The sequence below is a fragment of the Rhizobium lentis genome (assembly GCF_014200175.1).
Classification (GTDB): Bacteria; Pseudomonadota; Alphaproteobacteria; order Rhizobiales; family Rhizobiaceae; genus Rhizobium; species Rhizobium mulingense.
This window is the reverse complement of record NZ_JACHBD010000025.1, coordinates 25,611-37,181: the sequence shown is the minus strand read 5'-3', so window position 1 is coordinate 37,181 and position 11,571 is coordinate 25,611. Positions and strand designations below refer to the sequence as shown.

The window sequence follows — 11,571 nt, the reverse complement described above, 5'->3', positions numbered from 1 at the left end:
GCCGAGGACGATTTCGGCGCTCTCGGCGATACCTCGACACTTGCCGACCCGGCTGTCGTCGATGATCTGATCGCCAACCGGCAGAACAAGGCGACGGCTGGGGCCATCACGTATTGATGGTTCAGAAGTATGACACTGGCCTGAAAAGATATCTAATGACGCGCCTCGATAATATCTATGAACGTCCGATCAACGAGATTATTTGCCCGCCCCGGTCGTCATCGCGGGACGTGCGGCCTTTGCTTATCGCCCTATCGCTTCATTTTGACCCAACATTCTGTTCGCAGCGTTCTCCGAGCGGTGTGGACGATATTGCTTTCGAGGTCGAAACTCGACGAACGTCAGCAGATCCTGCCAGCACGGAAAGTGCGGGACCTGCAAGACCAAATTGTCTATCGGGCAGGATCAATCAATGCGATATCTTATTGACCGCTTGCTTGAGGTACACCACTGACGGCACGATGGTCTGCGTCTCTCACGCGGCAGATTAGCTGGACACCATCGTACCAGATGGTCGCAGCTCTGGATTTTCGCTCCTCTGGCATCGGCAAGACTAGCTCAAGGCATGGCCAGCGAGGCCAAATACCGCCGGTTCATTCGCTTTTCGATTCAGGAACGGACGGCCTTTAGACATGGTCGTAACGGTCTCGGATATAGCCAGCCGGCTTTGTTGAAGAAAGTTGGCAAATGGGCCTTTCTCCCGCGTATCGACGCGGGCAAATTGACCAGCCAGATCTTCAAGATGCACGGCCGCGAGATGCATCGCATCGTGATCATTGCTTGCCACGATAGGGCCGACCACGTGACCGCGTCCGAACTCGCGACACATGGAGTAGCCGACGATTCCGCCGCCGCGCCGAAGCACGCAAATTGCAGCACCTTCTGCAAGAAGGGCAAGCAAGCGCGCTCGGTTCGTCCCGAAGGCACATGTATCCAGAGCGGTAATCTCCTCGATCTTATCGATCGACAGCGCACTCAACTCACCATTCAAAGCTGGTAGCGCGGGTAGCGCAGGAGGGACCTCCCCCTGATACTGGTAAACGGTCGCTTCCTTTGTGAAACCGAGCGCCAGATAGAGTTTATAAGCCGCATCGGTCGAGTTCAGAGCCAGATTGCGGTCGCCGCACTGCTCGAACACTTGTTGCATCAACCAGCGGCCGTTTCCCTGTGACTGCGTGCGAGGCGATGTGATCACGAGGCCGATGGTGGCAAAATCGTCTCCATGAGGAAACCACATTGCACTTCCGAAGACGCGTCCAATGCCATCCACGGCGACGATGCCCCGGCCGGCGCGGCGCAGAAACTCCCAATCCTTGAGACGATGCGGCCAGCCCACGCCGGTCGACAAGGCATGAAGCAGGCTTACGTCAACGCTCTTGATATCCTTCGCGATTAGTTCGAACGACTTCAGGCGCACCGATTTTTGCATTTTAGCTATCCGCTCCGTTCTCCGGATCGTCCACCGCGCTGGCAGTGTCTCTAATCCGGGCATTAGGTGCAATCTTGTTAGGATATTACATGCAAAGAGCGGCAGGTTCGGCTTGCTTTTAGGCATAGTCCGCAATCTTTTACCTAACAAAGCCGCGATTCGGCAGGAATCGCACTTGGCTCCGCTTAGAGTGTGTCCGACTCTAAGGGCAACTGTTCGGGCATGAACGGTAAAGATGTTCTCGTCTATTGATCGCATATGGTGCGCAAGATCTATGTGTGTTTATGACTGAACGATCATCGCGGTAGGCGCGCCGGAATGCGGTGAGCACATTCAAATCTGCGGCACCTGGGGCGCATGCCACGCGAACAAAATATCGTGTGGTTCGCACCTCACAAGAAAGTGAAATATTGCGGGACGCGGCCGATCGCCCCGCACTATTGAGCGCAACCAGGTCTATACTTGAAGCATTCGATCAGACGAGCATAAGGGCTTGGCGCGATGAGATTTGCTTCGTACTGGCATGAAACTTCCACGTCATTTGCTATGGGCACCGCCGGCCCGGTCTCGGGAGATTTCGAGGTGGCCGTGATCGGTGCGGGCTTCACGGGCCTGAGCGCTGCGCGCAAACTGGCGCAATCCGGGGTGAAGGTCGCTCTGCTGGAAGCGGAGCACGTCGGGTATGGTGCGTCCGGTCGCAACGGAGGGCACCTCAATAGCGGTCATTTCGCAAGTTTCGGCGCCGCAAAACAACATCTCGGGGAAGACCGGGCACGCCGCTTGTGGCGAGCTTATGATGACTCGATCGATTTGATTGAACGGATCATCGAGGATGAAAAGATCGCGTGCGACTTCCGGCGGGGCGGCAAAATCAAACTGGCCTCGAAGCCGTCCCACGTGGCCAAGCTCCAAACGATGTGCGCAGAAATCCGGCGGGAGGTTGACCCGTCAGCCGAATGGCTGACGCGTGAGGACCTACGAAAGGAGGTGATTTCGGATGCCTTCCATGGCGGAATTCTCTCTCCGAAATCCGCGATGATGCACATGGGACGCTACGCCAATGGCTTGGCCCAGGCGGCCCACCGCCATGGCGCGGCGATCTGGGAACGTAGCCCCGTCACCGCGCGCGAACGCATGCGGAATGGCTGGCGCCTCAACACGCCGACAGGCACATTAACCGCGCGCCAAGTCATTCTGGCAACAGACGCCTATACCCCAAGCACCTTCAACTATTTCCGCCGAAGGCTCATGCCGATCGCTTCCTTCATCATTGTGACACGTCCGCTCACCTCGCAGGAGATTGCCACGACGCTTCCGGGCAACCGTAACTTCACGAACTCCCTCAACATCGCCAATTATTTCCGCCTCACACCTGACAACCGCATGCTCTTCGGCGGCCGCGCCAGATTTTCGGCAATATCGAACCAAAAAAGCAACGTTAGCTCGGGTCAGCTTCTACGCCAGCAGATGGTTAGCGTCTTCCCGCAGCTCGCAAATGTCGAGATCGACTATTGCTGGGGCGGCCTCGTTGGTTGCACGCAGGATCGTTATCCTCGGGCGGGCAGCGCCGACGGGGTGATTTACAGCATGGGTTATTCCGGCCACGGAGCCCAGTTATCGACTTTCATGGGCAACGCGCTTGCCGATATGGCCATGGGGCAGAAGGACGCCAACCCGCTTGACGGTTTTGCCTGGCCCGCGGTTCCGTTGCATGCCGGGAATCCCTGGTTCCTGCCTATTGTGGGCACCTATTATCGAATGAAGGACTTGATGCCCTGATTTCCGCACGACGTATTAGCAACTGAAGAGGCCTCGGCTGGCAAACACAGCATGAGTGTCCGCGTGGCGTTGAAAGCGCGTGGCCAACCCACAGAGGAAACAGACGCGTTAACGGCATATGCGCTTTGACGATGGGCGACTTCAGCACCACGAAACTGAAATATTTGTCGATGCCGATCTCCAGATCGGAGAGCCGCTCCGTGATCGTCTGATACTCGCCGATATCGGATGTAACGAACTTCAAGAGATAGTCATAGCCGCCGGAGACGAGATGGCATTAAATGACCTGGTCAACCTTTTCGACCGTCGCCAGGAAACGGGCGAAGTCGACCTGCCGGTGGTTCTTCAGGGTAATCTCGGTGAAAACCGTTAGCGTCTGGCCTAGCTTTGCGACATTGATTTGCGCGGAATGGCCTTCGATAAAACCTTCAAGAATGCTGAGCCCGACGTCTCCAAGAACGTGCTGGTGCGCTTCATCAGCAGCCGTTTCAACATCACTGACAGCCATCACGGCGAAAGGTTCTTCGTGAAGCAGGCACATCCGCGGACCGGCAGGACTGTCTGGTTCATCACGCCGCTTTTCATGGACCTGGTCCTGATCGAGGTCGCCGACGTCATCTTCGCTGTCGACTCGGTCCCGCCGATCTTCGCGATCACGACGGATCCGTTCATCGTCTACACGGCGAACATCTTCGCGATCCTGGGCTTGCGCGCCCTCTACTTCGCGCTGGCGGCGATGATCCATCGCTTCAAATATCTCGAACCCGCGCTGGCGCTCGTGCTCGTCTTCATCGGTTCGAAGATCTTCATCGCCGACATGCTGGGCCTGGAGAAGCCCCCGCCGCTCTGTCGCTCGGCGTCACCTTTCGCAATCATCGCAAGCGGCGTCGCCTGGAGCCTGCTGAAGACCCGCACCAATCCCAGCGCCCTCAATACCCTGGGCGCGCCGCCGCCCGAAACAAACAGGAGGAATGTGAAGATGTTCTCTGAAATCGTCGCCTCGATCTTCTCGATGTTGCTGATCGCGCCGTTGCAGGACGAAGTGGCGGCGCTTGTCGCCGCAGCGAAGGCGCCCACAGAAATCACCCGTGCCTCACTGTGTTGACAACTCAGGCGCCCCGCCTGCTCGAGCGCGCAACCAACGAATTGGGCTGGTCGGTCTCGACCGCCGTCGGCATTTCAATCGGCTGGAAGGATCCGATCGATCTCCTGGACAGGAGTGCGCCTGGATGTGCGCAGTTGATTGGCGTGTTGAAACAGACGCCGGGGGATGGTGAAGCATGACGAAGCGCAATGGAGAGTCTGAGCGTAGGGAAGGGGTCGCCTCGGGCAGCCTGCGCGAGCTTGCCGCTCAGGGCCGCGCTGACGGCGGTATCGAAGTCGGAAGGGCCATATCCGTCCTGGGACAGGCCGGCACTTCCCTGGTCGCCCTGCTTCTGACTTTGCCGACACTTATGCCAGTTCCTGGTCCGTTTGGGATGGTGTTTGGAACGCCGTTGGCCAATGGTCGCTCTCCAAATCGCGGTGGGACGCGAGACCGTCTGGCTCCCTTCTGCTCTTAAGCGGCGCATGCTTTCGACAGCGGTCGTGGATTCCGCGCTTCGCTATACGGGGCACCTCTCGTCGCCTGGGCGGAAAAGATGATGCGACGTGACCGGCTTGCGGTCCTCGCCGGCAAACCAGTGCGGATGCTGCTCGGCATTCCCATCTTTCTTCTCGCCATCGCAATCGCACTGCCCATACCCTTCGGGAATTTTTTGCGGGCCTTCGCCCTGATCGTCATCGCAGTCGCACCGATGGAACGCGATGGATTGGTTGCTTTGATCGGAGCCGGACTTTCAGTCCTGGCCTTGGCGGCGACCACCGCTTTGGCACACGCCGTCGTCGCTGCATTTGGGTGACCGTATGCAGGGCGCTGGCCATCGACGCCGAGGAGGAGCTTTCCGCGGGGTGACGGCAATGGAAGATAGAAATGACATTCGGGGGAGGATACGTTCCGCCCTTAGCTCGGAAGCCTGCCAGCGCGCCGCCGCGAGACGCAGTCGGCGCTTCATCAGTCTAGCTTATCCAAGCCGCCGCGAACAACCCCTGACGCAGGAAATCGCCGATGGCTTCGGAGGACATCGGGGCACCCAAAAGATGCCCTTGTAGTCGATCGCATTTCTCTCTTCTAAGCCACGTCGCCTGACCGGCCGTTTCGACGCCTTCGGCCGTAATTCGCATACCCAGCCCATGTGCAAGGCCGATGACGAAGCGGACGATGGTCTGGCTCTACGGATTGGTCTCGACATCCTTGATAAAGTGCCGGTCGATCTTGATCGTGTCGAACGGAAAGTTTTGTAGGTAGCTGAGGGATGAATAGCGAGTGCCAAAGTCGTCGAGTGCGATTCGGACGCCCAGGACCTCGAGAGTATGGAGTATGTCGAGATTGTTGGTGGTGCGCTCAAGCAGAACGCTTTCGGTTATCTCGATCTCCAATCTCTCTGCCGGAAACCCGACCTCGTCGAGGATTCCGGATACCCGATCGGTGAAGCCGCCGCGGAGGAATTCTGCCGGCGAGAGATTGACCGCCACGATGAAATGCGAAGGCCACGTCGACGCCTCGCTGCACGCCTGTTCAAGAACCCACGCTCCAATATCTCCCATGAGACCGTCGGCTTCGGCCATCGGATGAAAACACTCCGCGGAATCACTCCGGCATAAGGATGACGCCAACGCAGCAGCGCCTCGAAGCCGACGATTCCCTCCGACACCTCCACCAACGGCTGATATTCGATGAAGAACTGCCGCTCCTTGAGGGCCACACGCAAACTGCGCCTCAGCGTCTCACGCTGCTCCAGCATGATCATCATCGAGAGGTTGAACGTTCTCGCCCGGCCGCGTCCATCGTTCTTGGCAGCATAGAGCGCGATGTCGGCTGCCTTCATCAACTGTTCGCCGTCATTGCCATCGGTCGGCGCAATGGCAATTCCCACGCTTGCGCCGACAAATACATCGATCCCGTCGATGGTGAATGGCTCTTTGAACGCGCGGACCAGGGATCCAGCCAGGTCTTCGGCCTCCGCAGGCTGATCCCGGCCCCGCTGAATGACGGCGAATTCGTCGCCCGCAAGTCTGTAGGCGGTTTCACCCGTCGCGAAGTATCTCTTGGATCCGTTCCGCCGTCATTTTGAGCACCACGTCGCCGGCGCCGTGCCCAAGCGTGTCGTTGACTGGTTTGAAGTCATCCAGATCTAGCAGCATCAGCGCGAGCTTGTGACCCTTAGGCACGGGAAAGCTTGTCTCGAGATCGCTGGTGAATTGGCGGCGGTTTGCCAGTCCCGTCAGAACGTCATGTCTGGCCTGATGAAGAAGGAGCGCGCGATCGGCCCCTCCGGTCGACGCCTCAGAATTCGCGCTTGCCTCGACGACCCCAAGGCCCCGTTCAGTACCGAAAACGAGAACACTGCGACTTTTGCCGGGCGAACCGCCGATCGCGATGTTGCGTGGCAGGCCACCGGCAAGCACGGCTTCGATCATCGACCTTTGGTCGGGATCAAGCAGCTCCGGATATAGATCCCAAAGGGTCGCCCCTGACGCCGCTGCAATTTCGTAGGCCTTCGTAACCGCGGGAGAGCATTGGTGAGTTTCAGGCCCTCGCCAAAAAAAGACACGAGTTCATCAGGCCGACCGGACATGGGCGCTCCACGTTGGATCATTCATTCCCGCCCCGTTTTGTCACGCACGAAAGCTATCATGCCAGCGGAATTATTCAATCATGTCTAGCTGATTGGCAGATGTACAGCCAGAGAGCGAGAGCGCGGATCTGTCTTCGAACATTTCGATTGTCGTTGCTGCGGCAGTGGCTGGAGACTTTACCCGGCGAATTGACACTAAAGCTGGCCCGATGACCTTAGCCGGATAAGGTGGCACATGGAGGCCAGCGACGTCAGATCGAACGCCTGTTTTGCCGATCTCACGGTGATCGACTTTCGCAGATGTAGAATAACAACACTCGTCCACAAGACACATGCTCGGCGGCTCAGGGCCATAATCTGGCCCCTGAAGTAGCGGCATGCCTATTCCGGCATCAAGGAGTCACGAGCGGCTCGGAGTGATAGGCGCGGTGAAGCACTTCCAGGAAGGACGGGGCCTCGGGCAATGATACCGAGCCGATCCGGTGAACAGGCACACCCGGTGTCCACGAGTTCATGACCGCCGCTCCGGCAAAGGTTGATAGTTCATCGCGCGTAACGTCTCGGATGCGCTGGGAGACACCGAGGCGATCCAGTTGCCGGCGAACAATACTCATTGTGGTGCCGAGGAGGACGTCTGCTGCGGGCCAGACCACCGCGGCGCCGTCCCAGAAGGCCAGATTCCAGATCGTCCCTTCGCTCAACTTCCCGGTTCGATCAACGAAGGCGGCATCATCGAAGCCCTGCCGGACCGCCTGCCGGAGGAAATATGTCTTAGCCACCTCACCGACGTGCTTTACGGCTGGAATGGTGCGTTCGTACTCGACCGCGGCTAGAGCCAGCGGGCCTTTCGGGCCAGACGCAGCTGGCCCGGTGCGAACCAACACTTCGGGTTCGACATCAGATCCGGCCACCGTGAACTCTCCGGCCGGGGAGTACACCGTTGCCAGCAGCGAGAGGTCAGCCGGGCCGCCCTCCAGCGCCGCCCGCAGATAGGATCGGACCCGGTCGTCTGGCAGTGCCCAACCGAACAGTTCAACCGAGGCACCCCGAAGCCGCTCCAGATGAAGGTTCAAACCGCGAATTTTGCCCTCACGCACCTGCATCGCGGTGAAGTGGGCGTAGCCCGCGAAGGCGAGCGGAGCTAGGTCGTCTGCGGTCGCCATCCGCCCATTGCGCTCGACGACGAAAGAGGATGGGGAAGGTGACATTTATTCACTCCGGGATCGGTGCCGGGGCGGACCGCCCCGCGCACATGGTTGCCGATGCCCAGACTGTCTTTGATTGAATGAATTTAGAGAAACGAATAGTTTTCGATGAATCGTCAAACAGGACTTGAAGATCGATGAGCCGCACGCTGCCCGGAACACGAGCCCTCAGGATCTTCGAGGCGGCAGGGCGACACCTGAACTTCACGCGTGCCGCCGCTGAGGTCGGACTGACGCCCGCAGCAGTCAGCCATCAGATCAAAGAAATCGAGGAGCAGCTCGGCCTTGTGCTGTTCATGCGCACTAGTCGTAGCATCCGGCTCACGCCGAGCGGCGCCTTGTTGCTCAAGGCTGCCGCGGACGCCCTGGATACGCTGCAGCGCGGCATCAGCCGCGCCCGCAGAATGGCACGGAACCCGGCGCACCTACGTATCTCTACCAGCGCACGATTTGCCACGAATTGGCTCCTGCCCAGACTCCCGGGCTTCCGTGCCGAACACCCAGCTCTTGAACTGACCTTCGACATTACTGACGAGGTTCGAGACTTCGCCGTGAACGACATCGACCTCGCGATCCGGTTCGGCACCGGGAACTATGACCAGGCGCGATCGGACCGCTTATTCGACACGATCATCGCACCGGTTTGTAGTCCGAAGCTAATCGAGAGCGGTTCCAAACTGGACGAGCCGCGGGATCTACTTAATCACACGCTCTTTCACGTAAACTGGAAGACCGACGGTATGGTTTGGCCCAATTGGCGGATGTGGATGGCTGCGGCCGGTGTCACCGACTTCGACGATAGCCGATGTGTTGGTTTCACCGATTCGGGCCATGTGGTTCAAGCGGTCATCGATGGCGGCGGGATCGGTCTGGCCGACCTCGACATGATCGCAAGTGACCTCGCCGATGGCAGGTTGGTAAAGGTATTCGACATCGCCATCAGCGTAGCACCGGAATATGCCTATCATCTGGTTTACCCAGAGAGCAGCAGCGAGGATCCATGTATCCTAGCCTTTCGTGAGTGGATAAAGGCCGAGACGAAACGCCAGTCAGACAGAGATTTCGGCGAGGATTCATAACGACAAATCCCCTCAAAGTCGGGGCCTTGCTACCTATCTGCTGGTGCGTGCTGGCGGGCCTTTCCACTCTATGCTTGCGCTCCGTTCCCGGTCGTAAAGGGAACTTGTCTCCGCCTCCCAGCAGGCATCGCAGGTGACCTTTGTGGAAGTCTCCGTCGCCATTGCCTTCCGCTCGTCCATCTCCCTGGCCTAATCGGCGATCTTCTGCCAAACGGAGATATGTCGATCGCTGACGCTTGTGAACGGCTCCTTTTTCCAGCCGCCCCATCGATTTTTGAGCTTTAGGCCGGCCAGCCGCGCCATAAGATCTAGTTCAGCTGGCCATGCATAACGCAACGGGATCGAGAAGTGCCTGTAGTTCCCGTCCCGGATCCGGATGTGATGGGAGGTGAAATTCTGGCTTACCACGTCGTACTCGTCGAGCCCCCAATGCGTCTCAGTGCGGTCGAACGCCAGGATCGTCTCGCCGAGCGGAAGCCGCTGAAGCGGCGGGACGCCAACCTCGATTAGGAAGTGCCCGCCAGTTTCAAGGTGCGCGGCCGCGTTCAGAAAACAAGCGACCTGCGCTTCCTGCGACGTCAGGTTGTTGATCGTGTTGAAAGCCAGATAAACGAGGGGAAAGCGCCTGCCGACACGCGTTGTCGCGATGTCGCCGATCGCCACAGGAATTTCGGCGCCGCCCTCTTTGGCGCGAAGGCGAGACACCATCGCTCGCGAAAGCTCGATGCCTTCTACCTCTATCCCTTTCCGCGCGAGAGGCAGCGCCAAGCGCCCTGTACCGATCGCGAACTCCAGAACGCGCCCGCCGACTGCGAACTCGGCCAGGAGACTGACCGCCGGATCAACGACCTCCGGGGCCGAGATCCCGTCAGCGTCGTCGTAGCTAGCCGCGACTTCATCGTCAAAAAAACCATCGTCGTGCATCTTGTTTACCTCTCTGACAATGCGGTTGCCTGCGATCGCGCCAGCTCGCGAATCTCATGACGCGCGACGCCTATGTCCGCCAGCTCGCGGTCCGATAGCCACTGTAGTGCCTCTTCTGTTTCGCGCCGTTGCCACCATTGAAGGACGACGGGCGCTCGAATTCGTAAAGCTATCAGCTTCGTCAGCACGCTAGGCGCAAAGCGATCCGAGATTTCAGTTTGTCGGAGTTCGAATGTCATAACTTACGTCCAAGTTGTTCTGCGGTGATATCAATCTAGTGAAATGCCGTCCGACGTGTTATCGGCAGTCTGTCAAATTTTGTCTGTGAGACGCCATGATTGCCCGCGACAACCTGACCAACGTTCATCTGCCGGAAGACGGATTTGGAGATTATCCGCACACCGCTGTCGCTCAGGGTGGAGCAGAGCCCGCCGGGCGAACCTACTCCTTTCACACGCACCACCGCGCGCAGCTTTTCCAGATCGTGCGTGGTTCGCTAAGGCTGGAGACCGAGCGGGGCTACTTCATCGTTCCACCTGAACGCGCCGTATTCGTGCCGTCCGGCGTCCTCCATGAAGTGACATACCTGCAGGAGACGGAGCGCAGCTACCTTTTCTTTCGCCCCGACGGGGTCGTGAACCTCCCGTCCCAGGTCTCCGTGATCGGTACGACACCGCTCCTGCGCGAACTGATCCTGGCATTCCTGGAGATACCTCGTGCGGACGCCGGTAGTGCTCGTGCCGAACGCCTTGTCGCGGTCATTCTCGACCAGCTTGAGACGAGCCCAGCCGCGCCGCTGTCCCTTCCCTCGCCGGGATCCGAACGCCTCCGCAGCATCGCTTCAGACATCCGGAATGAACCGGGTGCCGATTGGCCGCTCGATGAACTTGCGTCACGTGCGGCCATGTCCCCCCGCAGCTTCCAGCGCCATTTCCAATCTGAGACAGGCATGAGTTTCCGCGCCTGGCGTCAGCAGGCGAAACTCCTCAAAGCAGTGGAGTGGCTCGCCGTCGGCCAAAGCGTCAGCGATATCGCCTTCTCGCTCGGCTACTCGGGCCCCAGCGCCTTCATTGCGGTGTTCCGGACGGCCTTCGGTGTCTCTCCCGGACAGTACTTTCAGGAAACCTTTCCGGGCCATTGTGCCGGATCCTCCGCGCGGCTGGCGCAATGACGCGTCCCAGCGGCGGCTGCCGCGACAAGTTCGAGCGGATCGCCAGCTTGTATCGCGCCTTTGCAGACACCATTCATGGTTGTTAATCGAACGCCTATATCTGAGGGCATCATTAACGATATGCGGTTCCATAAATGCCTCTTACGCGACTGACAGTGGGGTCAGCGGTTCGATTCCGCTCGAGGCGAACGAGACCACCCACTTTCGGCGGCGCACATTGCAGCTAGCAAGATCGCTCGATGCGATGCGCCGCGGGGACTAAAATACCGTACTCCCATCCTGCGATATTCACCTTCGTTCCAGATCG

General features: G+C 58.8%; 11 protein-coding genes and 4 pseudogenes. 8 read left to right on the top strand and 7 right to left on the bottom strand.

Features of this window, described 5'->3' with window-relative positions; translation table 11 throughout:
- The first annotated feature begins 274 nt into the window (after window positions 1-274).
- The gene (locus GGI60_RS32860; RefSeq protein ID WP_183920178.1) at window positions 275-454 is read left to right on the top strand and encodes a 2Fe-2S iron-sulfur cluster-binding protein; all 180 of its coding nucleotides are present in this window, start codon (window positions 275-277) and stop codon (window positions 452-454) included.
- A gap of 99 nt (window positions 455-553) precedes the next feature.
- Here GGI60_RS32860 and GGI60_RS30595 read toward each other — a convergent pair whose 3' ends face one another.
- Complete coding sequence (locus GGI60_RS30595; protein ID WP_183920131.1) at window positions 554-1,429, bottom strand: GNAT family N-acetyltransferase; 876 nt, start codon at window positions 1,427-1,429, stop codon at window positions 554-556.
- A gap of 501 nt (window positions 1,430-1,930) precedes the next feature.
- Here GGI60_RS30595 and GGI60_RS30590 point away from each other — a divergent pair.
- Window positions 1,931-3,208, top strand: coding sequence for an FAD-binding oxidoreductase (locus GGI60_RS30590; protein WP_183920133.1), 1,278 nt, complete (start codon window positions 1,931-1,933; stop codon window positions 3,206-3,208).
- Between the two features lie 91 nt (window positions 3,209-3,299).
- On the opposite strand, the pseudogene GGI60_RS32370 reads toward GGI60_RS30590, so the two are convergent.
- Window positions 3,300-3,638: pseudogene (locus GGI60_RS32370) on the bottom strand (Lrp/AsnC family transcriptional regulator); the annotation flags it as partial.
- On the opposite strand from GGI60_RS32370, the pseudogene GGI60_RS30580 reads away from it, so the two are divergent.
- The 4 genes and pseudogenes from GGI60_RS30580 to GGI60_RS32585 all read left to right on the top strand — a co-directional run.
- Window positions 3,639-4,121, top strand: a pseudogene (locus GGI60_RS30580) (TerC family protein); the annotation flags it as partial.
- A 367-nt stretch (window positions 4,122-4,488) separates the two neighbouring features.
- Window positions 4,489-4,770: an exopolysaccharide biosynthesis protein gene (locus tag GGI60_RS32590; protein ID WP_281414081.1), complete on the top strand. Its 282-nt coding sequence runs from the start codon at window positions 4,489-4,491 to the stop codon at window positions 4,768-4,770.
- Window positions 4,712-4,852 (top strand): exopolysaccharide biosynthesis protein, encoded by a 141-nt coding sequence (locus GGI60_RS32855; protein WP_281414082.1) that lies wholly within the window; start codon window positions 4,712-4,714, stop codon window positions 4,850-4,852. The genes GGI60_RS32590 and GGI60_RS32855 overlap by 59 nt, the downstream gene beginning before the upstream one ends.
- Window positions 4,831-5,109: pseudogene (locus GGI60_RS32585) on the top strand (exopolysaccharide biosynthesis protein); the annotation flags it as partial. The gene GGI60_RS32855 and the pseudogene GGI60_RS32585, both read left to right, overlap by 22 nt.
- 157 nt (window positions 5,110-5,266) lie before the next feature.
- On the opposite strand, the pseudogene GGI60_RS30570 reads toward GGI60_RS32585, so the two are convergent.
- The 3 genes and pseudogenes from GGI60_RS30570 to GGI60_RS30565 form a co-directional block, all read right to left on the bottom strand.
- Window positions 5,267-6,297, bottom strand: a pseudogene (locus GGI60_RS30570) (putative bifunctional diguanylate cyclase/phosphodiesterase).
- Window positions 6,298-6,334: 37 nt separating this feature from the next.
- Entirely contained in the window at window positions 6,335-6,727 is a 393-nt protein-coding gene (locus GGI60_RS32580; RefSeq protein WP_281414479.1) for a GGDEF domain-containing protein, read from the bottom strand.
- A gap of 550 nt (window positions 6,728-7,277) precedes the next feature.
- Window positions 7,278-8,093, bottom strand: coding sequence for an aminotransferase class IV family protein (locus GGI60_RS30565; RefSeq protein ID WP_183920137.1), 816 nt, complete (start codon window positions 8,091-8,093; stop codon window positions 7,278-7,280).
- A 134-nt stretch (window positions 8,094-8,227) separates the two neighbouring features.
- On the opposite strand from GGI60_RS30565, the gene GGI60_RS30560 reads away from it, so the two are divergent.
- Window positions 8,228-9,169, top strand: a complete 942-nt coding sequence (locus GGI60_RS30560) for a LysR substrate-binding domain-containing protein (protein ID WP_183920139.1) — start codon at window positions 8,228-8,230, stop codon at window positions 9,167-9,169.
- A 189-nt stretch (window positions 9,170-9,358) separates the two neighbouring features.
- On the opposite strand, the gene GGI60_RS30555 is transcribed toward GGI60_RS30560, so the two are convergent.
- Both GGI60_RS30555 and GGI60_RS30550 read right to left on the bottom strand, forming a co-directional pair.
- Window positions 9,359-10,093, bottom strand: coding sequence for a class I SAM-dependent methyltransferase (locus GGI60_RS30555; protein ID WP_183920141.1), 735 nt, complete (start codon window positions 10,091-10,093; stop codon window positions 9,359-9,361).
- A gap of 5 nt (window positions 10,094-10,098) precedes the next feature.
- Complete coding sequence (locus tag GGI60_RS30550; protein WP_183920143.1) at window positions 10,099-10,332, bottom strand: DUF1127 domain-containing protein; 234 nt, start codon at window positions 10,330-10,332, stop codon at window positions 10,099-10,101.
- A gap of 95 nt (window positions 10,333-10,427) precedes the next feature.
- On the opposite strand from GGI60_RS30550, the gene GGI60_RS30545 reads away from it, so the two are divergent.
- Window positions 10,428-11,264, top strand: a complete 837-nt coding sequence (locus GGI60_RS30545; protein WP_183920145.1) for a helix-turn-helix transcriptional regulator — start codon at window positions 10,428-10,430, stop codon at window positions 11,262-11,264.
- Window positions 11,265-11,571 lie beyond the last annotated feature (307 nt).

Coding starts and splice junctions, on each gene's coding strand:
- GGI60_RS30595 (WP_183920131.1), bottom strand. CDS start 1,429: ATGCAAAAATCGGTGCGCCTGAAGTCGTTCGAACTAATCGCGAAGGAT.
- GGI60_RS30590 (WP_183920133.1), top strand. CDS start 1,931: ATGAGATTTGCTTCGTACTGGCATGAAACTTCCACGTCATTTGCTATG.
- GGI60_RS32590 (WP_281414081.1), top strand. CDS start 4,489: ATGACGAAGCGCAATGGAGAGTCTGAGCGTAGGGAAGGGGTCGCCTCG.
- GGI60_RS32855 (WP_281414082.1), top strand. CDS start 4,712: ATGGTCGCTCTCCAAATCGCGGTGGGACGCGAGACCGTCTGGCTCCCT.
- GGI60_RS32580 (WP_281414479.1), bottom strand. CDS start 6,727: ATGATCGAAGCCGTGCTTGCCGGTGGCCTGCCACGCAACATCGCGATC.
- GGI60_RS30565 (WP_183920137.1), bottom strand. CDS start 8,093: ATGTCACCTTCCCCATCCTCTTTCGTCGTCGAGCGCAATGGGCGGATG.
- GGI60_RS30560 (WP_183920139.1), top strand. CDS start 8,228: ATGAGCCGCACGCTGCCCGGAACACGAGCCCTCAGGATCTTCGAGGCG.
- GGI60_RS30555 (WP_183920141.1), bottom strand. CDS start 10,093: ATGCACGACGATGGTTTTTTTGACGATGAAGTCGCGGCTAGCTACGAC.
- GGI60_RS30550 (WP_183920143.1), bottom strand. CDS start 10,332: ATGACATTCGAACTCCGACAAACTGAAATCTCGGATCGCTTTGCGCCT.
- GGI60_RS30545 (WP_183920145.1), top strand. CDS start 10,428: ATGATTGCCCGCGACAACCTGACCAACGTTCATCTGCCGGAAGACGGA.